The sequence below is a fragment of the Anaerolinea thermophila UNI-1 genome (genome assembly GCF_000199675.1).
GTDB classification, from domain to species: domain Bacteria; phylum Chloroflexota; class Anaerolineae; order Anaerolineales; family Anaerolineaceae; genus Anaerolinea; species Anaerolinea thermophila.
This window is the reverse complement of sequence record NC_014960.1, coordinates 2,894,056-2,917,386: the sequence shown is the minus strand read 5'-3', so window position 1 is coordinate 2,917,386 and position 23,331 is coordinate 2,894,056. Positions and strand designations below refer to the sequence as shown.

The window sequence follows — 23,331 nt, the reverse complement described above, 5'->3', positions numbered from 1 at the left end:
ATTGTGCAGGAAAGGAGGTTGGTGTATCGAAGGAAACATACATTCTTCGCTGAATCCTGTGGAAAACCAAATTCTTGTAAACTTTCAGAAGGAGAAGAAAATTTATGAAAACCGCTAAACAATGGATCTTTTTGGCGATGATCGCCTTGTTCGTTGCCAGCCTGATGGGTTGTGCTCCTCAGGCAACCCCCACTACCGAAGTGCCTCAGCCTACCGAACCTCCTCAGGTAGAGCCGACGGCGACCGAAGTTCCGCCTACGCCGGAACCCACCGCTACTGAAGCCCCTCAGCCGGTGACCCTGCGCTACGCGAACTGGAACCTGGGCACGGAAGAGGAAAACAACATCCAGCGCCAACTGGTTAAAGCCTATATGGAGATGAATCCTCACGTGACCATCGAGTTCGTGGATATGTCCGCTGAGGGTGGCTGGGATGCCAATCTCAACGCCTATGCCGCCAAGGGCGAACTGCCGGATGTCTTCATGGCAAACAACATGCCCCTGTACGTCAAGAACGGCTGGGTGGCTGACCTGACCGACCTGGTTAAGGACGACTCCGACTGGGCGAATGTGCCGCAGGTACTGAAAGACGGCGTAACCTATGGGGACAAAGTGTTGGGCTTGCCCGCCGCGCAGTTCATCATGGGGTACTTCGTCAATAAGGACCTCTTCGAAGCCGCCAACCTGGATGCGCCGGAATATGGTGTTGCTCCAGAAGATTTCTTTGCCGCAGTCACCGCGCTCAACAATCCCGCTAAGGGCATCCTCGGGCTGGATGAGATGGAGTTTGTGCTGGGCTGGTATCCGCACACTGTGGACCCGAACCTGAAGTGGTTCTCGTTCGACGGCACCAAGATGAATTACAACTCCGCCGCCTTCAAGGAAGCCATTGCCAAGGTTGCCGAATTGAAACCCTATACCTGGCAGGGCTTGACCGACGAGCAGAAAGCCAACTTCAAATCTCAGGATCCCTGGGAACTCTTCCTGAATCAGGAAGTGGGCGTGCGCTGGGAAGGCGGCTGGAACCTGCCTAACTTTGTGCAGAACGCCACCTTTGAATGGGACTTCGTGGGTATTCCTGGCGGCACTCAGGCGCTGGTGATGGACATCATGGCAGTTTCCAAGACCACCAAGAACCTGGAGGAAGCCTATAAATTCGCCAAGTGGATGACCTTCTCTTCCGAAGCCTATGCCAAGGAAGCCGAATTAGCCAAGGCGGCAGGTTCTGCCCCCAAGATGCCGGTGGCGATGGACGATGCCTCACTGGCACTCTACCGCGAGTTTGTGGATAAGCCCGGTGTCAATGCCGCGCTGGATAATCTGGATGCCAGCCTGGTTGAATCGCTGGCGAAGATCGTCCCCGGTTACATCCAGGCGCGCTGGGAAGGCAAGCCCGGTATCGACATCGGCGAGGACAAGGACGTCAATATGTGGTACATGTTCAATTTCGCCAGCGAGGGCAAGTTCAAGTACGAGGACTACGCCGCTAAACTGGAAGAATTTGCCAACAAGATTCTTGCCGACGCCAAAGCCGAGGTGGAAGCCAGCCTGAAATAAGGCAAGCGTGAACCCGTCCACCCCTTGATTCGATTGACCGAATCAAAGGGATCATCATGGAGACCGCCATGCCCGGACGCCGCTCTGCCAGAGAGCCTGAAGGGTATGGCGGTCTTCCTCAAAATCGTCAACAGGTTTGGGGTATGCTGAATTCATACAGGGTTGTGCGTGTTCTCATTGCTCTGGTGCTGATGCTGGGCATGTTGATGCCCGCGGTGACTTCCCCGGTGCAGGCGGTTTCGGCTTTACCTGCAACGTTACCCCAATCGGTTCCGGGAACCATCGAGATTCGCGCCGATTCCCTGGGCTTGCCGCTGATGTATCACCCTGAGGCGCAGGATTATCCCAAACCTGCCGTGTATGTTCAAACCGGTGACCGCATCACTTTCGAAGTGACGATTGCGCAGGATGGCGAGTACACGGTCTGGTTCGATATGGCGGCGGTGGGTGATTTGACCGTCAATCCCCCCGAAGGGTCTTTGCAGGTGGATGGGGATTTTCCCCTGCCTGAAGCCCGCCGCCTGGTCTTCCCGCTCTTTTATCAAAACACTTCTGATACGTTCCCGCTGGATCGCTACGGCAACGAGATTCTCATCCCTCAACAACGCCTCATCCGCTGGAGCCGCGTACCCCTGCGCGATGCGGCGTTCAGTCATAAATATCCCCTGCGCATTCCTTTGGCGGCAGGGGTGCACACCTTTGACTTTCGCATGACCCGAGAGTCCATGCTGTTGGGAAGCATTTACCTTGAGCCTTTCCAACCTTATCCTTCTTATGCTGAGTATGTGCAAAATCATTCTGCGCCTGATTCCTCGCGTGTGCTGATTGCGCTGGAAGCCGAATTTCCCTCTTTTAAGAACGATACTGCTGTTCGACCGGTGAACAACCGCAGTCTGGGCGTGACTCCCTACGACACCTACCGGCTATTGCTCAATACGTTGGGTGGCGAGTCCTGGGTGCACAGTGGCAGTGCCGTGTACTATGAGTTTTCCGTGCCTCAGGAAGGCATGTATCACATCACCTTTCGGGCGTTGCAGAATACCAAGAGCAACTTTACCTCTTTCCGAAAAATTACCCTGGATGACCAGGTGCTGTTTGACGAACTGAGCGCTGTGCCTTTTCCCTACACTTCCGATTGGGAAAACATCCCTCTGGGCAGGGATGAACCTTACCGCATTTATCTCACCGAAGGCAGGCATGTGCTGGGCATTGAGGTGACCCTGGCTCCCTACGAGCAAGCCATCGAAAAAATCAAAAAAGTCCTGCTGGATATCAATGACCTGGCGCTGGAAATCAAAAGCCTGACGGGCAATCAAGTGGATGTGTATAAAGAATGGAATATGAGCGATTACATCCCCGATCTCCGCGAGCGCCTGCTTGCCATTGCCGCCGACCTTGAAGCGGATGTGCATGTGCTCAGCGAGATCAACCGCGGGGTGCGCTCCCAGGAACTGCTGGCGTATCAGATGGCAATCGAGAACATCCGCTTTCTGGCGGAAGACCCCGATAAAATGCCCATCCGCCTGAATCGTTTCTCGGAAGGCACGGGGTCGGCGGCGCAGTTGCTGGGGAGCATTTTGCCCTCGCTTCAAGCCCAACCGCTCACCCTGGATAAAATTTACATCCACTCCCCCGATACCCCACCTGAGCCGGTAAAGATTCCCGTCACCACTTCGATGGTGGAAGGCGTCAAGCGCTTCCTGCATTCTTTCCAGCCCGTGCCGTACCAGTCCATTGGCGCGGGCGAGGACGAGATTGAGGTGTGGGTTAACCGTCCCCGCCAGTACGTGGATTTGATGCAGACACTGGCAGACCAGCAATTCACACCCCAAACGGGCATCAAAGTCAAATTCTCCATCATGCCCAACGAGTCCAAACTGGCGCTGGCGGTTGCCGCCGGGATTCAGCCCGATGTGGCATTGGGCATCAGTACCAATATCCCCTACGAACTTGCCATCCGTAATGCCCTGTACGACCTGCGATCTTTTGAGGATTTCGATTCTTTCATTCGCATTTATTCCCCCGGTTCATTACTTTCTTACATCATTGATGACTCAGTGTATGCCATCCCCGAGACGCAGGATTTCTGGGTCACGTACTACCGCCGCGATATCATGGGCGCGCTGGGATTGCCCATCCCCCAAACCTGGCAGGAAGTTATCGAGATTTTGCCCGAACTTCAGCGCTACGGCTTGAACTACAACACCCCGCTCTCCAGCGGTGCAGGGCTGAAAGGCTATCTGGTGACTGCCCCCTATATCTTTAATCACGGTGCGCAGTTATACACCCCGGATGGCATGTCCGGGCTGGGCAGTGAAGAAGCTATCCAAGCCATCCGCTTTATGGCAGAGAGTTTCACCATTTACGGCATGCCGCTGACCACTGCCAATTTTTACGACCGCTTCCGCTACGGCAGTATCCCTATCGGCATTTCCAACTTTGAAACCTACATTAAACTGCTCACAGCCGCGCCGGAGATTGACGGCTTGTGGGGCATGAGCCTGTACCCCGCCACCGTCCTGCCCGATGGCAGGCAACTGCGCTACGCCACCGGTTCGGCGCAAGCCTGTATCATGTTTGCTGATACGGACAAACCTGACGAGTCCTGGACATTCCTCAAATGGTGGATGTCTACCGAGACGCAAAAGGCTTTCCAGCAGGAACTTATCCTCAACTACGGGCGGGAATATCTGTGGAACTCTGCCAATCTGGAAGCCTTCCAAGCCCTGCCGATTCCCGAGGAACATAAAGAGGTGATTCTGGAGCAGTGGCAGTGGTTGCAGGAACCGGTCAAACTCCCCGGCAGTTACATGCAGGAACGTGAGTTGAGCAACGTCTGGAATCGCATTGTTTTCGACGGCGCCAATCCCCGTGTGGCAATTGACAATGCCGTGGTGATCATTAACCGTGAGATTTTGCGCAAGATGGAAGAATTTGGTTACATTCAAAACGGTGTGCGTGTCAAAGAGATTAAAGTGCCGAGCATTGAGACTGTGAAAGGCTGGATGGAAAATGCAGACCGCTAAACCGCAATCTTCCTTCATGTCCTCATTGAAGAAGTGGTGGATGAAAGAAGCCAGCGCTTATGGCTTCATCTCCGGCTATGCGCTGATGTTTCTCATTTTCATTGCCATTCCTGTGGCTGTGGCCATTTTGCTTTCCTTTACCTTCTTTGACACCATTCAGCCGCCGCGCTTCCTTGCCTTGAAGAATTACATCACCCTGCTGACGCAGGATGATATCTTCATGCGCTATGTCCTGCCCAACACCATTCAGTTTGCCGTGATTGTTGGCCCAGGCGGGTATTTGCTTGCCTTCATCCTGGCATGGATGCTGGCGCAATTGCCCAAAGTCCCCCGCACCATCTTTGCCCTGATTCTGTACTCCCCTTCGATGACCGCTGGGGTTGCCATGACGGTGGTTTGGCAGGCGCTCTTCAGCGGCGATCAGACGGGCTATCTCAACAGTTTCCTGCTCAGCCTCAATCTGATTCAGGAACCCATCCAGTGGCTGCAGTCCCCTCAGTACCTCATGCCCATCATGATCATCGTCACCCTGTGGAGCAGTATGGGGGTGGGCTTCTTAGCCATGCTGGCGGGCATTCTGGAAATCAACCCTGAACTGTACGAGGCGGGCAGTATTGACGGTATCCGTAACCGCTTTCAAGAAATCATTTACATCACCATCCCCTCAATGAAGCCGCAAATGCTCTTTGGGGCGGTGATGGCAATTGTGGCGACCTTCCAGGCGGGGGCGATTGGTGTAACCCTGTCCGGGAGTAATCCCACCCCGCAGTACGCCGGTCAATTGATTGTCAATCACATTGAGGATTACGGCTTTCTGCGTTACGAAATGGGTTATGCCGCGGCAGTTTCGGTGGTGCTGTTGTTGATGGTGTGGTTCTTTGCCCGGGTGGCAAATCGGCTGTTCAGAGAAGATTGAGAGGCTTGCCATGCGTAGAAGATGGTTTCAATTTTCGTCCAGTTACCGCAACCGCGGCATTAACCCGCAGGGATTTCATCCCAGCCAGTTGAAGTTTTACCTGATTCTGCTTCCCCTCTCGGCGTTCATGCTTCTGCCGATGGTTTTCATCTTTTCTCATGCCTTCAAACCGCCGGATGAGTTATTTGCCTACCCGCCGCGCTTCTTTGTCGTCAACCCTACGCTGAAAAATTTTATAGATTTGTTCAGTCGTATGTCGGCTTCCAGTATCCCCGTCAGCCGTTACCTGTTCAACAGCATTCTGGTTACGGTGGTGACAGTGGCGGCTTCGGTGGTGGTTTCTTCTACGGCGGCGTATGCGCTCTCCAAGAAACGCTTCAAACTCAAGCAGACCCTGTTCGCCATCAACACGGTGGCGCTGATGTTTGTCCCCATTGCCGTGACCATTCCGCGCTTCCTCATCATCGAGCGCCTGCATCTGATGGATACCTTCTGGGTGCACATCCTGCCCATGCTGGCAATGCCCGTTGGACTGTTCCTCATTAAGCAGTTCATTGACGGTATTCCTGACGAGGTGGTGGAAGCCGCGCAAATTGACGGCGCATCCGATGTGTGGATTTACTGGCAGATTATCCTGCCGATGATTCGCCCGGCAATTGCCACCATTGCCATCCTCTCGTTCCAGGCGGCATGGAACAATGCCGATACTTCGGCACTCTACATCAACAATGAGAGTTTAAAGACCTTTGCCTTCTACCTCACCACGCTCACATCGACAACCACAGGCGCGAATGTGGTAGCAGGGCAGGGCATTGCCGCCGCGGCTTCTCTGATTATGTTTCTGCCGAACCTCATCATCTTTATCTTCATGCAGAGTCAGGTGATGAGTACCATGTCTCATTCAGGGCTGAAGGGATGAAAAAGTTTCGTTTTGTCCTGCTGATGTTCCTCATTCTGCTTGCTCTGCCGAAAACGCAAGCCAGCGCCGACCCGCCGTACACCACCTGGGCGCTGGGACCGGGCGGGCGCTTGTTCATGACCCAGGACGCTTACGTTCCTGTGGCAGAGGTGGATTTGCCCATCTCGGGCGCTGAGGATATGGTCATCCTGCCCGATGGTACGCTCTTTGTGGCGGATACGGGCAAGGGCAGAATTGTGCAATTTAATCAGGATTTGCAGGAAACAGCCGTTATCGGCAAAGGTGTTTTGCAAAGTCCCACCGGTTTGTTTGTGGACGAAGACGGCATGATTTACGTTGCCGATGCCAAGAAAAACGAAGTGTTCATCTTCCAGCCCGACGGCACTCTCTTTAAGGAATTTGGACGCCCCAAAGAGCCTTTGTTTGGCAAGACGCGCGAATTTCTCCCGCGCAAGATTGCCGTGGATCAGCGCAAGAATCTCTATATTATCAGCGAAGGCTCGGTCAACGGCGTGGTGCAGATGAACATGGACGGACGCTTTATCGGCTATTTTGGCGCGAACACGGCTACCATGTCGCTCAAGATGGTGTTGCAACGCCTGTTCCTCACCAAAGAGCAACTGGAGCAGTTCGTCAAGAACGAAGCCGCCTCACCGTCCAACATTGCCATTGACCATCAGGCAATGGTGTACACCATCACTGCTGGGACGTCCCCCAACAAAAGCATCCGCAAATTTACCATTGCGGGCAAGAATATCTTCCCCGATATGGTGGGTTCATCCGCCTTCCGCGATGTTCATGTCAGCGAGGATGGCTTGCTGGTAGCGGTAAGCGCCGAGGGTGAGATTTACGAGTACGACACCAAGGGCTTTTTGCTCTTCCGCTTCAAAGCCAAAGACCAGGGCGATCAGCGCATGGGCACGCTCGTCAATCCCACGGCAGTGGCGCGTTATCAGGGACAGATTTACGTGCTAGATAAGGACAAGAACGCGGTGGTGATTTACAAAGCCACCGAGTTTGCCAACCGCGTGCATCAGGGCGTGCGCCTGTACATGGAAGGCTTTTACAGTGAAGCCAAGCCGTATTTCCAGGAAATTCTCACCTATAACGGTTCGTTTATCCTGGCGTATCAGGCACTGGCAGATGCCTACTTCAAAGAGCGCGATTTTCCGCGCGCATTGCAGTCCTACCGTTACGCTTACGACCGCCAGGGATACTCGCAAGCCTTCTGGGAACTGCGCAACGTGGTGTTGCAGAAGTACCTTTCTCCCTTTATTTTAGGATTGATTGGCTTTTCGCTGGCGCAGAGCATTTTCCAGCGTGTCGAACGCCGTAAACGCTGGTTGGATCCTCTGCGGCAGTGGCTGGGTGGACTGGCTCGCTATCAGTGGGTAGATGATTTTGTCTTCCTTTTCCGCTTCATTAAACAGCCAGCCGATAGTTTTTACTACATCAAGAAGAAATTGCGAGGCAGTCTGGGATTTGCCTTTGTGATTTATGCCTGGGTGGTGGCCTCGCGTGTTCTCTCGCTGTACCTCACTGCTTTTCCCTTCAATCCGTATGCCTCTCCTACGTTTATACGGGTGGAGAATGAAATCCTCTACACGCTGGGGCTGATTTTCCTGTGGAACGCCGCCAACTACCTGGTTTCGACCATCAGCGACGGCGAAGGCAGGGTGCGCGATGTAGTCATTGGCACGGCGTACAGTTTATTCCCTTACGCGCTGTTTTGTGTGCCGATTGCTTTGCTTTCCAACGTCTTAACCCTCAACGAGGTGTTTATCTACACCTTCTCCATGCAGTTGATGTATGCCTGGGTGGGTTTGATGCTTTTCCTGATGGTGATGGAAATTCATAATTATTCGTTCTCCGAAACCGTGCGCAACATCCTCATCACTCTCTTCACCATGGGCATGTTCCTGCTCACGGGCTACATCCTCTACGTGCTTTTCGGGCAGTTATTTGACTTCGTTCATGGTATTTTGCAGGAGGTCAGACTCCGTGGCTAAAGCGCTGAACTTTTCTGGAAAAGTGCTCTTGCTGGTGGTGCTGGTGTTGAGCGTGGGGGTTCAACCGCTCCAAGCCATGCGCCTGTCCGATACCTATTCCACCAATCAGTACACCCATGTGGATACCCTGCGCACCGACTGGGAGATTCGTCAGGACATCCCCAAGTCTTACCGTCTGGTGGCGGAAAACGAGACCTACCGTTTGTTTGTGGATTTTGAGCGTTTGGCGTTCAAGGTGGTGGATCGGCGCAGTGGCTATGTCTGGCACTCCAATCTGGACGAAGTGACCCGCGAGGATCGTCTGAACAAAACCTGGACAGCCTTTGCGCAAAGCGGCATCAGCATAGATTATCTGGATCAGAAAGCCACACCCAAGCGGGCTTCCATCACCAATGCCAAGCATACCATCGAGGTCACTCCGGTGGAGCAGGGAATCGAGGCGCAGGTCACCTTTACCGAACCGGCAATTACCATTGGCGTTAACCTGATTCTCGAAAAAGACGGTGTGCGTGTGGAAGTGCCTTTTGAGCGCATTCGTCAGGAGAATGAGAAATTCAAACTGGGGGTGCTGTACGTTTACCCCTTCTTTGCCGCCACCCGTGGAGATGAGGTGCCTGGGTATATGTTCCTGCCCGATGGCTCCGGTGCGCTCATCCGCTTCAGCGAGCAGACCAAAGCCAAGAACATGTTTTACGGCAGGGTGTACGGCGCGGATTTGGGTATGACTACTTCCATGCCGTTCGATCCCGATTTGCGCCGACCTTTCCGGGTTTCTGTCCCGGTGATTGGCATGGTGCATGGCTATCATCAGAACGCTTACTTGGCGGTGCTGGAGCGCGGCGCAGGGTATGCCGAAATTCAAGCCCATCCGGCAGGGATAATCACCCAGTTCAACTTCCTGCATTATGCTTTCATCTACAACGAGAGTTACTTCCAGCCCACCAACCGCGCCGGGACCGGCGTGACGGTCTTGCAACCGCAAACGAACGCGTTTGACGTGATTCTGCATTACCGCTTCCTCACTGGCGGGGAGAGCGATTACGTGGGCATGGCGCGCAGTTACCGGCAGTATCTGATAGACCAGGGGGCGTTGAAATCCATTCCTGTGCCGGATGAGAACATCGGTATCCGCCTGGAGTTCCTCAACGCCGAACGCAAGAAGGTACTTTTGTGGAACGAAGCCATTCCCATGACTACTTTCGAACAGATGAGACAGATTCTCCAGTCCTTACAGGTTAATCACCCGGAGGTGATTCTGTACGGCTGGCAGACACTGGGCGCTTCGAGCATGTTCCCGCGCACGCTCAGACTGGAATCAGCGCTGGGTTCAAAGGCAGATTTGCGCGCGCTGGTAGAGCAAGTCATAGAGCAGGGCGGGCGTCTCTCCCTTTACCTTGATCCGCAGGCGGCGGTGTGGGACGAACCCGGGTATTCGCCGCGTTTTGACCTGGCGCGTTCCATTGCCAACCTTAACCTTACAGGCTACAACCGCTACAAAGCCCAGTACTTCCTCAACCTTGAGGCGCTCAGCGACCGCCTCAAGTCCCTGAGTGCAGACCTTTCCCGGGATTTCCCTTCGGCAGGGCTGGCGCTGGACGGTATCGGCGGGATGCTCTATAGCGATTACCGTACCAGACCACCGCTGAACCGTGAGCAAACCATTCTTGCTTATCAGGATTTTCTGAGAGGGTTGCCGGTCTCTACAGGCTTGTATGCGCCCAATGATTATTTGTGGGGCATCGCCAGTGCAGTATATGACCTTCCCATCTCCAGCAGTGGTTACCTTTACACTACCGACACCGTGCCGTTTTTGCAGATTGTGCTTTCCGGTTCCGTGCCTTACTACGGGCAGGCGCTTAACTTCTCGCCCGATTTGCAGGAAGACCTCTTGCGCCACGCCGATTTTGGGGCATATCCCTCGTTCTTTGTGACGCAGGAAGAGACGGCGAAAATCCTTGAAACCCGTTCGCGCTGGATTTATACCTCATCCATTGAGCAGTGGCGCGGAGAAATCGAGCGGGTATATGCCTGGCTGAATGCCCGTCTAGGCGCGGTGCGCGGGGCGAGCATGGTTGCGCGGACGGTGGTGCAGGAAGGGGTGGTGCTGGTGACCTACAGCAACGGCAAACAGATTGCGGTCAATTACACGGCTCAACCGGTGCAGGTGGGCGGGGTAACCATCCCGGCGCGGGACGCGCTTTTGCTGGAGGGCGAGATAACAGGAGGTGCGCCATGAACGTTCAGAAACTGCTCCGCGGGGAGATGAAGCATCGCACGCGCGAAGCCCTGCATGGCTACGCTTTCGTCTTCATCTGGATTGTGGGCTTTCTGGTGTTTACCCTGGCGCCGATGGTGGAAACCCTGCGCTACAGCATGAATGAGGTTACCGTGACCGCTACAGGGATCGTCATGGACTTCCGTGAGTGGCAGAATTACACCCGGGCTTTGTTCACCGACCCCAATTTCGTTGAACTGCTCATTGAGTATGTCATCAAGACGCTGGTTTCGGTGCCGGTGGTGCTGATTTTCTCCATGATCATTGCCTTGTTGCTTAATTTGCGCTTCAAACTGCGCGGGGTGTTCCGCACCATTTTCTTCCTGCCGGTGGTCATCACCAGCGGACCGGTCATCAAGGAACTGGCGGCTCAGGGAGCGGCATCGGCTCCACAGGTGGCATCCTCTGCGGCGGTGATGCAGTTCCTGCAGGGACTGCCCACGTATTTGCGCAATCCGGTGGAGTACCTGCTCACCTCGTTCATTCTTATTCTGTGGTTTTCCGGTGTACAGATTTTGATTTACCTGGCAGGTTTCCAGAAGATTGATCACAGCATCTACGAAGCCGCCGCCATTGACGGCGCTTCGGCGTGGGAATCGTTCTGGAAGATTACCCTGCCGGCGTTGACGCCCACCACCATTGTCAACGCGGTGTATACGATCATTACCCTATCGCACTTCTCTGAGAATGAGGTTATCCGTTACATTTACTCCCGCACTTATGATGTGCAGGGGGGTATCGGTTACGCCAGTGCTATGTCGTACATTTTCTTCCTGGCGCTGGTGCTGTTGCTGGCTGTGGTATACGGCGGGTTGACCTTTGGTACAAAGGAACGGTAAGGGAGGGATATGGAGATTCCGCTGAACAGAGAACGTATTCGCGTGTGGTTGCTGGGAAGCCGCACCAGTTACGGAGCGCTCTTCACCGTGTTCCTTTACCTGCTTCTCATTGCTATTGGTTTTGTTTACCTCTACCCGCTGTTGTTCATGTTTGTCACCAGCATCAAAAGCCCGCAGGATTTGCTCAACCCCATGGTGCAGTGGGTGCCTACCGAGTTGTACCTGGGCAATTACGTCAAAGCCTTTCGGGTGCTGAACTACCCGGTGAACCTGATGAACACCATCCTGGTCAGCGTAGCTCCGTCTCTCATCCAGACGCTGGTGTGTTCGGTGATTGGCTACGGGCTGGCGCGCTATCGTTTTCCAGGCAAGCACCTGGTTATGGGCTTGATTCTGGCAACCTTCATCATCCCCCCGCAGACCACCGTCATCCCGCAGATGCTCACCTACCGCGAATTGGGGTTGCTGGGCAATATTCTGTCGCTCATCCTGCCAGCCACCTTTGGACAGGGCTACCGCAGTGCCATTTTCATCCTTATCTTCTATCAGACTTTTATCTCCATGCCCAAAGTGCTGGAGGAAGCCGCCCGCCTGGATGGGGCTTCGGATTGGCTGGTCTTTGCGCGCATTGCTGTGCCGACGGCAATTCCGGCGTATGTCATTTCTATCATTTTCTCCATCGTCTGGTACTGGAATGAGACGTATCTGACGGTTATTTTCCTCGAAGGGGGAATCCAGACTCTGCCCATGCAGTTGGCAAAGTTTACCCAGGCGTACGAAAACCTCTATCCGCCGGGTATGGTTAATATTTTTGACCGAATCAACGAAGCGGTGAAAATGAGCGGGACATTCCTTAACATTTTGCCACTTCTGCTGATGTACTTTGTGATGCAGAAATGGTTCGTCGAATCTGTAGAAAGGTCAGGAATTACCGGTGAATAAATTAATTGTCTTTCTTTCTCTGCTGGCGTTTGTTTTTTCTTCCTGCGCTGTGCCTTCTGCTACGTTGTCTCCTGAACCGAATCCAACGGTGACAGCAAGCGCTACGTCCACTCCGCCGTTGCCCACTTTCACGCCTACAGCAGAGCCTTCGCCTGTTCCATCGCCAACCCCGACTCTTGCCACCCCTGAAGAGGTCATCGCTTACGAGATGAAAGGGGCGTTCGATTTCTTCTGGGAGCAAGCCAATACCGATCCGGACAGCCCCGGCTACGGGTTGATTCGCGACCGCTTCCCCGGCTCGGAAGGCATTGCCAGCATGGCGTCGCTGGGGTTTGGGCTGACGGCGTATCTCATCGGCGTGGAGAAAGGCTATATCACCCGCGAGCAAGCCTATGAGCGGGTCAGCCGCACACTGGATACGCTGGCAAACATGGAACGGGTGGAGGGCTTTTACTACCATTTTGTGGATATGCAGACTGGCAAACGCGCCTGGCAGAGCGAAGTGTCCAGTATTGACACGGCCATCTTGTTCATGGGAGTGCTTTCGGCGGGGCAGTACTTTGGCGGGGAAGTCCAGCAGAAGGCTCAGCGTCTGTACGATGAGGTGAACTGGGGCTGGTTTCTGGATGAGTCCCGTCAGATGTTTTACATGGCATACCGCCCCGAAAAGGGCTTTGAAGGGCACTGGGACTTTTACGCCGAGCAGTTGATGCTTTACGTGCTGGCGGCTGGGTCGGACACTCATCCGGTGGATGCCACACCTTACTACACCTTCACCCGCCATACTGCCAAATATGGGGAAGGGGTGAAGCCCTTCATTCATTCCTGGTTTGGCTCCCTGTTTACCTACCAGTTCAGCCATGCCTGGATTGATTTTCGCGGCTATACCGACCAGAAAGGTGTGGACTGGTTTGATAACTCGGTGCAAGCCTCGCTGGCGCAAGTGCGCTTTGCGGAGGCTATGGATGCAAAGTATCTAACGCTGGGTCCCAATGCCTGGGGTTTGACCGCCTGCGATGGTCCCAAGGGATATGAAGGCAGGTACGGCGCTCCGCCGTCAGGCTTCGACAACAAAGCCCATTATGTGGACGATACCGTTCCGCCTGCAGGTGCCATTGGCTCAATCGTCTTCACGCCGGAGGACTCTCTGCGCGCTATGCTTCATTACTACACTCTGGAAAACCTGAAGGGACGATACGGGTTTAAAGATGCGTATAATTTGACTGCCAGATGGTATGCCAGCGATGTGATTGGCATTGATAAGGGCATCTCACTGCTGATGCTGGCAAATTATGAAGATGAGATGGTCTGGCGGGTCATGATGCAGAATCCCAACATTCTCAAAGGATTGGAGCGCCTGCAGTTGAACAAACATGGCTAAAAAAGACGGTGTGACCATCAAAGATGTGGCGCGGCATGCCGGGGTAAGCATTGCCGCGGCTTCCTATGCGCTTAACGATACGGGAACGATTAGCGATGCCACCCGTCAGCGGGTGCTTAAAGCCGCAGAGGAATTGAATTACCATCCCAACGCCTTTGCCCGTCATCTGAAGAAGCGCAAAACCCACACCATCGGCGTCTTCATCACCGGGTTTGGCGGTCTGTTCTTTGAGCAGATTCTGGATGGTATTCATGCGGTAGCGGTGGAAACGCAGTACGACCTGATTGTTTGTCCATCCAGTCGGGCGGTCAGCAAAATTTTGACTCAGCGCCAGGTAGATGGGGCAATTGTCTTCGATACCCGCATCCCAAACGAGACTCTGACCCGTCTGGCTTCGCAACGTTTTCCTATTGTGGCGCTGGATCGCTTCCTCAAGGTGGATTATTTCTTCCCCCTGTTGATGGATAACGTCAACGGTGTTCGCCAGGTGATGGCGCATCTGGTGGAGCAGGGCGCGCGGCGGGTGAACTTTGTCTCTGGCGCGGGCGATTCGTTCGATAACCGCGAACGTATGCTTACCTTTATGGAGGAAGCCGACAAGCACGGCGTGCAGTACCGCGTTTATCAGGGGGATTTCAACGAAAAATCCGGGTATCAAGCCGGCTTGGAGATGATTCAGGCTCAGGATGTGCCGGATGCCGTCTTCTGCGCCAACGATCAAATGGCTATCGGGTTGATGAGAGCCTTCCAGGAACACGGTTTGCGCATTCCCGAAGATGTGGGATTGGTGGGCTTTGATGATATTGTTGTCGCGCCATTGCTCACCCCGCCGCTTTCCTCGGTCAATATGTCCCGCTACCAGTGGGGCATCCGCGCTGCGCGGCAGTTAATTGATTTTCTCGAAGAAGGCAAGCCTATCACCTGCCAGCGTATGCCCACCCGTCTGGTGGTGCGCCGTTCTTCGCTGATTTCCCCTTCATCAAGGCTTAAACAGGAACATCATGAAAGCACAGCAGATCATCGAACAGGAACTGAATCGCTCGATTGACTTTTTTCTGGAAACCACCAATTTGAATCCTGCCAGCCGTGGATTTGGGCTGGCGCTGGACAGTACAAAAGATCCTCATACTTCGTCGATTGCCAGTGTGGGGTTTGCTTTGACGGGCTGGGTTATTGCCTATGAGCGCAATCGGCTGACCCGCACGCGCGCCCTGGAGATCACCCGTGGCACCCTGCGCACCCTGCTGGAAAACGTCCCGCATCATCGCGGTTTTTTTGCCCATTTCCTGAACATGGAAACCGCTGAGCGTCTTCATCAATGCGAATACTCTACCATTGATACTGCCATTTGTCTGAACGGTGTGGTAACCGCCGCAGCCTATTTTCAAGACGCAGAAATCCAGCAGGTGGCACAAGAATTGCTCAACCGTGTGGACTGGGATTTTATTGTCTTTGAGAAAGAGGGTAAGGCCCTGTTCCGTATGGCGTATAACCCCGACCGCGATGGAGATTATGTCCATGGCGATCCGGGATTCATTCACCAGTGGGACATGGCGGCGGAACAGAAGATGATGTACCTGCTGGCGGCGCCATACCTCACGCCGGAGACGGCGCGGGCGCTTTATGCCGGCTTCAACCGCGATATGGGCGAGTTTCAGGGTAAGCCTGTCATCATCAACCCCGGCGGCAATCTCTTCTGTTATCAGTTGAGCGAAGCCTGGCTGGATGTGCGTACGTACCTTGACCCCGATGGGGTGGACTGGTTTGAAAACACCCGCCTGGCAACCCTTGCCGACCGTGCCTTTTGCATGCAGCATGCGTTGCGCTACCGCACCTATCATGCCAATTCCTGGGGCTTGAACGCTGGAGATAGTCCCTTCGGGTATCGTGTCTATGGCAGTGCGCCATCTTTGTATGAGCCGGAGCACGACGGCACAGTTTCCATTGCCGGAGCGCTGGCATCTCTGCCCTTTGCCCCCGAGGAAGTGCTGTCAATGGCGGAGTACCTTTACCATCAGCATCCGCAAACCTGGGGCAGGTATGGCTTTTTCGATGCCTACAATCTGGACGTGCTTCCGCCCTGGTATGGCAAGGATATCTACGGCTTTAACAAAGGGCTTTCGATGATCATGATTGAGAATTACCTCAGCGGGTTGATATGGGACGTTTATACTCACAGTCCGCTGATTCAATCGGCATTGGAAATTTTACGCTTTGTGCCGCGAAGAGAGGTGGAGCATGGCACAATTTTCCGTTAAGCAGGGACAATTCTGGCTGGATGGTAAACCGTTGCTTTTGCAGGCAGGGGAATTTCATTATTTCCGCACACCGCCCGATCAATGGGAACACCGCCTGAACCTGCTGAAACAAGCCGGTTTCAACGCCGTTGCCAGTTACATTCCCTGGCTGTGGCATCAGCCCGAGCCCGAGTGGGTGGATTTGGACGGGCACACCCATCCCATGCGAAATCTGCAGGGTTTCCTGGATCTGGCATCCTCGATGGGCCTGTGGATCATCCCGCGTCCGGGACCGTACATCATGGCAGAGACTATCAACGAGGGGATCCCACCCTGGGTTTTTGTGCGCTCTCCGCAGGTGGCTTTAATTGGGCAGGACGGCAAGCCGCAGAACATCGTCAGTTACCTGCACCCGGATTTTCTCGCGTGGGCGCGGGAGTGGTATCGCGCGGTATTTGGGGTGCTGGTGCCGCGTCAGGTCACCCGCGGGGGCAAAATCCTGCTGGTGCAGTTGGACAACGAAATGGGCATGATTCACTGGGTGCGCAATCTGCTGGATACCCATCCCGACACACTGGCGCGTTTTGCGGCATACCTGCGAGAGAAAGATACCTTACCGGACAACGCACCCATGGATGGACTGGAGGAATTTCTCCACCGGCAGTTACAAAACCCCGATGTCGAACATGGCGGGTGGGTGGTAGAAGAGTATCGTCGCTTTTACCGCACATATTTGCGCCAGTATGCCGAATGGCTGGTGGACTGCGCGCATTCTTTCGGTTTGGAAGTACCGCCGGTGATTAACATTCACGGCTTTGGCAATGGCGGAAAGACTTTCCCCATCGGGCTTTCTCAACTGTCCGAAGTGATGCAGATTCCCGGCATGCTCAGCGCCACGGATGTCTATCCTCTGGGGATTGGAGAGGGCAACTTTCATCAACTTCTACTGGTCAACGAGATGACCAGAGCCCTGCACCATCCCGAACAGCCTCTTTTCTCCATCGAGTTTCAGGCGGGCGGGAATCAGGACTTTGGCGGCGCGCAGACTTCGTTTTACGATTTGCACACCCGCCTGTGCGTGTCGACGGGCATGCGCGCCATCAACCATTATCTGTTTTTTGACGGGGAGAATCATCCCATCCTCAGCCCGGTTAAGCGCCATGATTGGGGGCATCCGGTGCGCAAGGACGGCACCCTGCGCCGCCACTATCACCGTTATCCGCGTCTTTCGCGGGTGCTTCAGACATACGGTGAGGCGTTGACGCTGGCAAAACCCCGCACGGTGACCACTATCGGGTTTGTGCTGGATGATTTCATGACCGAGGTCAACAATTCCTTCACCCGTCTGCAGACGGATGTGCTGACTCACCAGCGCGAGGTGATACTGTTTGATTTTATTGCCCGCGGTCTGGCGCTTACGCATCGTCCCTTCGATGCGCTGGAACTCAGCCGCGCCCCGCTGGATGCCACCCGCACCCCTACACTGTGGGTGATGATGGAAAAACAGTGCGATGTTCCCGTTCAGCACAAACTGGTGGAGTACGTTCGGCAGGGGGGGAGGCTGATTCTGGCAGGGCGCCTGTGCGAGGAAGATTTCCAGCATCATCCCTGCACCGTCTTGAAGGATGCCCTGGGGATCCGTGCTGTGCATGATGCTGAACCTTTCCGCGGCGAGACTATCCACATTATGGATGTGCTCGATATCCCGGTTTCATTTGTGGAGCGTTTCGAAGGCGATTTCGATGAGGTATTTGCCCACACGGTTCAGGGGGAGATCGTGGGCTTTGTCCGTTCGCTGGGCAAAGGCAGGGTGATGATGCTGGGTGCGGCGCTGGCGGCGAATACGCTGGAAGACCTGGCGGTTTTTGAGCGCATGGCACAGCGCATGGAGTGCTCGCCGCTGTTCGAGATGAGCGACTGGCTGGATGTGCGCCTCAGCGAAGGGGAGAAGGGTAAGTTCCTTTTCGTGAATAACTATCAGGATGACCCGGTGGAAGCGTTAATCTCTTTGAGCGGGAAACCATTGTTTGGTGGTGAGCCTGTGCGCCTGCCCGCCCGCCGCGGGTTGATTCTGCCACTGGACTGGCAGGTGCGTCCCGGCTTGCGCGTAGATGATTCTACCGGCGAGGTGACCGGGGTATTTGAGACGGAAGACAGCCTTATCTTGCAGGTCGAGCCAACGGATAGTACCATGCAGTTGACCCTGAGCGGATATCGGGTGGCGGAAGGAAAAACGCTGGGTATGTCCCCTTCGGGACAGGTTCGGGTGAGAACGTATTCCGGCAGGATTGTCCTGCAGAAGGCTTAGATAGAGGGAGCCTGTCGTTTTCAACAGGCTCCCTCAATTTTCCTCTGGCTTGGGAGAGTTAACTTTGCTTTTTCAGGGCTTCTTCACCCTGCGGTGTGATGGCGTACATTCCATCTGTTTCGCTGAGAAGTCCTGCTTCGCGCAGTTCGCGCAGACTGCTCCGCACGCGGAAGAGGGGCAAGCCCACTGACTCAGCCAGCACCTCGGCTTTTTGCGGGGCTTGTTGTACTGCTTTCAGTACTGTCAGCGCTGATGGGGTCAGCGTTCCATCCGGATTCACGCATGCCATAGGCTTACTTCAGTTCTTTCTTCACCAGGTACCAGTCGATGACCTCGTAGCCCGGTTTGGGTGAGACGTCCACCGCGTCCACGGTCTTGGGCGCCGGGACGATGACCTTGTCGCCGGGTTTCCAGTTGGCGGGGGTGGCAACGCCGTATTGGTCGCTGGTTTGCAGGGCGTCAATCAGGCGCAGGATTTCCTGCATGTTGCGCCCGGTGGTCAGCGGGTAGTAAATCATGGCACGCAGAATGCCTTTGGGGTCAATGATGAAGACAGCCCGCACGGTTTCGGTCTTGCTGGCGCCGGGTTGAATCATGCCGTAGAGGGTAGCAACTTCTTTGTTCAGGTCGGCGATCACCGGGAAGGGGATTTTGACGCCGGTTTTCTCTTCGATGTTGCGCACCCAGGCGATGTGCGAGTACACGCTGTCGATGCTCAAGCCGAGCAAATCCACACCGCGCTTTTGCAGTTCGGGGTAGATTTCGGCAAAGGCGATGAACTCGGTGGTACAAACCGGTGTGAAATCGGCAGGGTGGGAGAAGAGAATCAACCAGCGGTCGCGGAAATCGGACAGGCGCAGGACACCGTGAGTGGTCACGGCTTCAAATTCGGGGGCGGGTTCGTTCAAACGGGGAAAAGCAGGGGTTTGCATTTGTTCAGACATGGTTCATTACCTCACTTTCTTCTTAAAAAATTCTATGTATTCTGATGATTATTACCCGAAAAAGTTACGATAGATTTGGAAAGTATATCTTTTTTACACACTTAAGCCATTTTGCTTAATTTTGTGTGATGATATTATACTCCCGATGAGCGATTTTGTCAATCTTTAGAAATTTATTATTATTGGAAAGTCATTATAAAAAAGAGTGTTCCCTTTCACTTCTCCAGCAGGTATAATTATTTTTATCCACTGCTCGGTTCCATGGAAAGAGTTTACAGAATGAAAAGGTTTCTCAGGTTGGCACTGATATTGTTATGCGTCCTCTTTTGGGGGTGGACAAATCTCGTGGGGAGCGCTGGGGCACAGGGAGAGCCTGAGGAACTGCCGACTCTGGTGGAAATTTCTTTTGGAGTACATCCCCATTGGCTTGAAGGACAAAACGCTCAGAAAATTGCCGATTACGGGACATTTTCGGTCTGGCGGTTGCCGATTGGACAGACAAAACTCCCTGCATCGGCTCAAATGCTCTCTCCCAGGGTGTATTTGCGCGGAGTGACTCTTGATACCTCTTCTCAGAGTGTAGAACCCAGTCTGCCGCAAGGATGGCGGCAATCTCTGAGTGGGGATGAGGGGGCGCAGTTATGGCTGGTGCAGTTTGCCGCGCCGTTGAAGGATGAATGGCTGGAGGCGCTGAAACAGTCAGGGTTGACTTCCGTGGCGTATGTTCCCGACCATGCCCTGCTGGTGTACGGGCGCGCGCCTGCTCAACGGCTTTCGACATTGCCGACTGCTGTAGCAAAGGCGTTGTACTGGCAGGGGGCTTATCACCCGTATTATCGTCTGGCGCCGGCACTGCGCCCGGATGCCAAACCGGCTCCGCAGGGGGATGTGGATGTGACCGTGCAGGTGTTTGCTGGGGCGGACAATCTGGACGCTATGCTGGCGCAGTTGGAAGGATGGGCATCTGCCCGTTACGGCGAGCGCGAGCCGCTGTTGAATCTGGTCAACCTGCGCCTGCGTATGCCTGTTGAGCGCCTGAAGGACATTGCTGTGCTTCCCGCCGTGGTCAATGTAGAGCCGTTGCCTCAATTTGAACTGCTGGATGAGATTCAGGGACAGGTGCTGGCGGGTAATATCGCTGTTTTTTCGGGAAAAACAGTTGCCGAATCCCCTGGATACATGGATTGGTTGATCGCTCATGGTTTCCCCACCGACCCGGCGGCGTATCCGCTGGTGGATGTGATGGACGATGGGCTGGATGCCGGGGATCCTAATACTTCTCTGCACCCGAACTTTTATCAATGGGGTTCAACCGCCAATCCCGATCGGGTGGTCTATATTCGCAACTGCACGAGTGATCCTTCGGGAAACAATGTAGGCGGGCATGGCACGCTCAACGCGGGGATTGTCGTGGGATACGATGCTCAGACAGAAAGTTACGAAGCCGGCGGGTATCAACTGGGGCTGGGCATCTCACCATTTGGGCGGGTGGCGGCGACCAAACTCTTCACCAATACCGGTTCGTTTTCCTGGACAAAATGTTCTTCATCGTATGCGGGGGTTCTCCAGCCGGCCTATCAGGCGGGGGCGCGGCTGACCAGCAATTCCTGGGGTGGATCTGGAGAAGGAAAATACACCGTCGATTCGCAAATCTACGATGCGCTGACCCGGGATGTTCTGCCTTCTACGCCGGGCAATCAGCAAATGATGCATGTGTTTGCCGCAGGGAACAGTGGGCCTTATGATACCACCATCAATGAGCCTGCCACGGCAAAGAATGTGCTGGCGGTGGGCGCCACCGAAAACCCGCGTGATTCAGGGGTGTTCGATGGCTGTTGGGAAAGCAATGGCGACAGTGCGGATGATCTGGCTTCTTTCTCGTCCCGCGGTCCAACCGAGGATGGTCGCGCCAAGCCCGACGTGGTGGCGCCGGGGACGCATGTGCAGGGTCCGGCTTCGCGCGACCCGGCTTACAATGGCAGTTCGGTGTGCGGTCCGGCGTATTACCCTGCCGGGCAGTCTCTGTACACCTGGTCCTCAGGTACCAGCCATTCAACGCCGGCGGTGGCAGGCATCGCCCAGTTGCTCTATGAGTATTACGGGCGCGTGCTGGCGCCGGGACAATCGCCCAGTCCGGCAATGCTGAAGGGGTTGATCATCCACTCTTCCCGCTACCTGACCGGGCAGGATGCTGGAACAGATTTGCCTTCGCCGGGGCAGGGATGGGGCATGCCTGCCCTGGAAAATATTGTCAACATGCCCGGATGGGTGCTCCGCGATCAGGATATCCTGTTGACGGAAACCGGTCAGCAGGTGGAATTTTACCTGCGCCCGCTCAACCCGGATCTGCCGCTGGCGGTGACACTGGTGTGGACGGATGCACCGGGCAACCCGGCGGCAGGCAAGGCGCTGGTCAATGACCTGGACTTACAGGTGGTTGCTCAGGGCGCGCAGTATGTGGGCAATCGCTTTCAGGGGGAATTCTCGGTGCCGGGTGGTACGGCGGATGACCTGAACAATGTGGAGCGGGTGGTGCTGGAGCGGGCGGGGAATGGGGTATTCCTGGTGCGGGTGCTGGCGCACAACCTGGCGGGGGACGGCGTGCCGGGCAATGCCGATGCTACCGATCAGGATTTTGCGCTGGTGATTAGCAACGCCGAGGTGACTGCGCCGCAGGCACTGCTGGTGATGAACTCACTGCGGGTGCAGGAAGTGATGGGCAATGCGGATGGGATTCTTCAGCCCGGCGAGACGGGAGAGGTTTGGGTCTCTCTGCGCAATATCGGCGCGGTATCGGCAGATGGAGTAAAGGCGGCGCTTCAGGGCGCGGCGGGGGTGGTGGACGTCCTGCAGTCTCAGTCTGATTATCCTTCCATCCCGGCGGGAGAGACGCGCGAGAACCTGACGGCTTTCCGTGTTCAGGTGGGACTGCAAAACGATTGCTTTCTCGTTCCGCAACTGGTTTTGCAGGTGTTCATGGGGCAGGTCGAAGCGCTCCACGGGACAATTCGTTTGCCTGCCGCGGCTCAGCCTGGCACGCTGAGCACTTATCTCAACTCCGCCGTGATAGATATTCCCGATAACAATCCGTCGGGGGTGGAAGTGCCGCTGGAAGTTCCCGAGGACTTCCGCATCTACGATGTGGATGTGCTGGTCAACATTCAACATTCCTATACCGGAGATTTGACGCTCCGCCTGTTTGTCCCCGACGGCAGGCAAGTTTTACTGGCAAACCGTCGGGGTGAGTACGGGGATAATTTCACCAGCACTGTATTTGATGATGAAGCCTCTTTGCCCATTTCACAAGGAAGCCCGCCGTTCAGCGGTTCCTTCAAGCCCGAAGAGCCGTTGAGTACCCTGGATGGGATATCTGCCAGAGGAACATGGCGTTTGTGGGTGGTGGACTCGGCAATTGCGGATACCGGCAGGGTGACGCGCTTTGAACTGCGCCTGACCCCGGCAGTGTGCCCACAGTATATGCCTTACCGGCTGATCCTGTTTCCCATTTTTAAAAATTACACCCTGCCCTAGCCCCAGATACCAAAGCCGATGAGGGCGCAGAGGATACCCAGAACCACTCCGGCAATCACCTCGCCCGGGGTGTGACCGATGACCTCTTTTAATTCCTGCTCGCTGATGGGATGCCCGGCGAGAAACTCTTCGATGAGCAGGTTGATGCGCTCGGCGTGTTTGCCGGCTTCGCGGCGCACGCCTGCGGCGTCATAAACCACAATCATCGCCATGGCAACCGCCAGAGCGAACAGCGGAGTGTTGAAGCCCTCGAACAAGCCGATAGCAACCATGGCGCTGACGATGAGTGCAGAGTGGGAACTGGGCATGCCGCCGCTGGAGAACCACAATCCCCACACCCAGCGGCGCGTTTCCAGATACTCCAGAAACGGCTTGAGAAACTGCGCCAGCCCCCAGGCAATCAGACTGATCCATAAGACGTGATTGGAGAGCAAGTCCTGAAACATTT

The 23,331-nt window shown here is 54.9% G+C and carries 16 protein-coding genes; 13 read left to right on the top strand and 3 right to left on the bottom strand.

Annotated features, from left to right (window positions below; translation table 11 throughout):
- Positions 1 to 104: 104 nt before the first annotated feature.
- The 12 genes from ANT_RS13155 to ANT_RS13100 all read left to right on the top strand — a co-directional run bounded on the left by ANT_RS13155 (position 105) and on the right by ANT_RS13100 (position 18,408).
- A complete protein-coding gene (locus tag ANT_RS13155) occupies positions 105 to 1,556 on the top strand; it encodes an ABC transporter substrate-binding protein (RefSeq protein WP_013561020.1) in 1,452 nt (483 codons plus the stop codon).
- 68 nt (positions 1,557 to 1,624) lie between these two features.
- Positions 1,625 to 4,582 (top strand): extracellular solute-binding protein, encoded by a 2,958-nt coding sequence (locus ANT_RS13150; protein WP_197534066.1) that lies wholly within the window; start codon positions 1,625 to 1,627, stop codon positions 4,580 to 4,582.
- Positions 4,569 to 5,498, top strand: a complete 930-nt coding sequence (locus ANT_RS13145) for a carbohydrate ABC transporter permease (protein WP_013561018.1) — start codon at positions 4,569 to 4,571, stop codon at positions 5,496 to 5,498. The genes ANT_RS13150 and ANT_RS13145 overlap by 14 nt, the downstream gene beginning before the upstream one ends.
- 10 nt (positions 5,499 to 5,508) lie before the next feature.
- Positions 5,509 to 6,417 (top strand): carbohydrate ABC transporter permease, encoded by a 909-nt coding sequence (locus ANT_RS13140; RefSeq protein ID WP_013561017.1) that lies wholly within the window; start codon positions 5,509 to 5,511, stop codon positions 6,415 to 6,417.
- The gene (locus tag ANT_RS13135) at positions 6,414 to 8,426 is read left to right on the top strand and encodes a YIP1 family protein (RefSeq protein ID WP_013561016.1); all 2,013 of its coding nucleotides are present in this window, start codon (positions 6,414 to 6,416) and stop codon (positions 8,424 to 8,426) included. The genes ANT_RS13140 and ANT_RS13135 overlap by 4 nt, the downstream gene beginning before the upstream one ends.
- Positions 8,419 to 10,662, top strand: coding sequence for a DUF5696 domain-containing protein (locus ANT_RS13130; protein WP_013561015.1), 2,244 nt, complete (start codon positions 8,419 to 8,421; stop codon positions 10,660 to 10,662). The genes ANT_RS13135 and ANT_RS13130 overlap by 8 nt, the downstream gene beginning before the upstream one ends.
- Positions 10,659 to 11,540 (top strand): carbohydrate ABC transporter permease, encoded by an 882-nt coding sequence (locus tag ANT_RS13125; RefSeq protein ID WP_013561014.1) that lies wholly within the window; start codon positions 10,659 to 10,661, stop codon positions 11,538 to 11,540. The genes ANT_RS13130 and ANT_RS13125 overlap by 4 nt, the downstream gene beginning before the upstream one ends.
- 9 nt (positions 11,541 to 11,549) lie before the next feature.
- Entirely contained in the window at positions 11,550 to 12,482 is a 933-nt protein-coding gene (locus ANT_RS13120; protein WP_013561013.1) for a carbohydrate ABC transporter permease, read from the top strand.
- The gene (locus tag ANT_RS13115; RefSeq protein ID WP_013561012.1) at positions 12,475 to 13,863 is read left to right on the top strand and encodes a glucoamylase family protein; all 1,389 of its coding nucleotides are present in this window, start codon (positions 12,475 to 12,477) and stop codon (positions 13,861 to 13,863) included. Before ANT_RS13120 ends, ANT_RS13115 begins: the two co-directional genes overlap by 8 nt.
- A complete protein-coding gene (locus ANT_RS13110) occupies positions 13,856 to 14,911 on the top strand; it encodes a LacI family DNA-binding transcriptional regulator (protein ID WP_013561011.1) in 1,056 nt (351 codons plus the stop codon). The genes ANT_RS13115 and ANT_RS13110 overlap by 8 nt, the downstream gene beginning before the upstream one ends.
- Positions 14,865 to 16,121, top strand: coding sequence for a glucoamylase family protein (locus ANT_RS13105; RefSeq protein ID WP_013561010.1), 1,257 nt, complete (start codon positions 14,865 to 14,867; stop codon positions 16,119 to 16,121). The genes ANT_RS13110 and ANT_RS13105 overlap by 47 nt, the downstream gene beginning before the upstream one ends.
- On the top strand, positions 16,102 to 18,408 hold the full coding sequence (locus tag ANT_RS13100) for a beta-galactosidase (protein WP_013561009.1): 2,307 nt from the start codon (positions 16,102 to 16,104) through the stop codon (positions 18,406 to 18,408). Before ANT_RS13105 ends, ANT_RS13100 begins: the two co-directional genes overlap by 20 nt.
- A 58-nt stretch (positions 18,409 to 18,466) precedes the next feature.
- Here the strand turns inward: ANT_RS13100 and ANT_RS13095 are convergent, their stop codons facing one another.
- Positions 18,467 to 18,697, bottom strand: coding sequence for a hypothetical protein (locus ANT_RS13095; protein ID WP_013561008.1), 231 nt, complete (start codon positions 18,695 to 18,697; stop codon positions 18,467 to 18,469).
- A 4-nt stretch (positions 18,698 to 18,701) separates the two neighbouring features.
- The gene (locus tag ANT_RS13090) at positions 18,702 to 19,352 is read right to left on the bottom strand and encodes a peroxiredoxin (RefSeq protein WP_013561007.1); all 651 of its coding nucleotides are present in this window, start codon (positions 19,350 to 19,352) and stop codon (positions 18,702 to 18,704) included.
- A gap of 279 nt (positions 19,353 to 19,631) precedes the next feature.
- On the opposite strand from ANT_RS13090, the gene ANT_RS16625 reads away from it, so the two are divergent.
- Positions 19,632 to 22,883, top strand: a complete 3,252-nt coding sequence (locus tag ANT_RS16625; RefSeq protein ID WP_172634629.1) for a S8 family serine peptidase — start codon at positions 19,632 to 19,634, stop codon at positions 22,881 to 22,883.
- On the opposite strand, the gene ANT_RS13080 is transcribed toward ANT_RS16625, so the two are convergent.
- A complete protein-coding gene (locus tag ANT_RS13080) occupies positions 22,880 to 23,329 on the bottom strand; it encodes a divergent PAP2 family protein (RefSeq protein WP_013561005.1) in 450 nt (149 codons plus the stop codon). The genes ANT_RS16625 and ANT_RS13080 overlap by 4 nt on opposite strands.
- Between the last annotated feature and the right edge of the window lie 2 nt (positions 23,330 to 23,331).

Excerpts from the sequence above, each read along its gene's own strand:
- ANT_RS13135 (WP_013561016.1), top strand. The coding sequence starts at position 6,414 with ATGAAAAAGTTTCGTTTTGTCCTGCTGATGTTCCTCATTCTGCTTGCT.
- ANT_RS13150 (WP_197534066.1), top strand. The coding sequence starts at position 1,625 with ATGCCCGGACGCCGCTCTGCCAGAGAGCCTGAAGGGTATGGCGGTCTT.
- ANT_RS13100 (WP_013561009.1), top strand. The coding sequence starts at position 16,102 with ATGGCACAATTTTCCGTTAAGCAGGGACAATTCTGGCTGGATGGTAAA.
- ANT_RS13105 (WP_013561010.1), top strand. The coding sequence starts at position 14,865 with ATGAAAGCACAGCAGATCATCGAACAGGAACTGAATCGCTCGATTGAC.
- ANT_RS13145 (WP_013561018.1), top strand. The coding sequence starts at position 4,569 with ATGCAGACCGCTAAACCGCAATCTTCCTTCATGTCCTCATTGAAGAAG.
- ANT_RS13110 (WP_013561011.1), top strand. The coding sequence starts at position 13,856 with ATGGCTAAAAAAGACGGTGTGACCATCAAAGATGTGGCGCGGCATGCC.
- ANT_RS13090 (WP_013561007.1), bottom strand. The coding sequence starts at position 19,352 with ATGTCTGAACAAATGCAAACCCCTGCTTTTCCCCGTTTGAACGAACCC.
- ANT_RS16625 (WP_172634629.1), top strand. The coding sequence starts at position 19,632 with ATGAAAAGGTTTCTCAGGTTGGCACTGATATTGTTATGCGTCCTCTTT.
- ANT_RS13120 (WP_013561013.1), top strand. The coding sequence starts at position 11,550 with ATGGAGATTCCGCTGAACAGAGAACGTATTCGCGTGTGGTTGCTGGGA.
- ANT_RS13155 (WP_013561020.1), top strand. The coding sequence starts at position 105 with ATGAAAACCGCTAAACAATGGATCTTTTTGGCGATGATCGCCTTGTTC.
- ANT_RS13125 (WP_013561014.1), top strand. The coding sequence starts at position 10,659 with ATGAACGTTCAGAAACTGCTCCGCGGGGAGATGAAGCATCGCACGCGC.
- ANT_RS13140 (WP_013561017.1), top strand. The coding sequence starts at position 5,509 with ATGCGTAGAAGATGGTTTCAATTTTCGTCCAGTTACCGCAACCGCGGC.
- ANT_RS13080 (WP_013561005.1), bottom strand. The coding sequence starts at position 23,329 with ATGTTTCAGGACTTGCTCTCCAATCACGTCTTATGGATCAGTCTGATT.
- ANT_RS13095 (WP_013561008.1), bottom strand. The coding sequence starts at position 18,697 with ATGGCATGCGTGAATCCGGATGGAACGCTGACCCCATCAGCGCTGACA.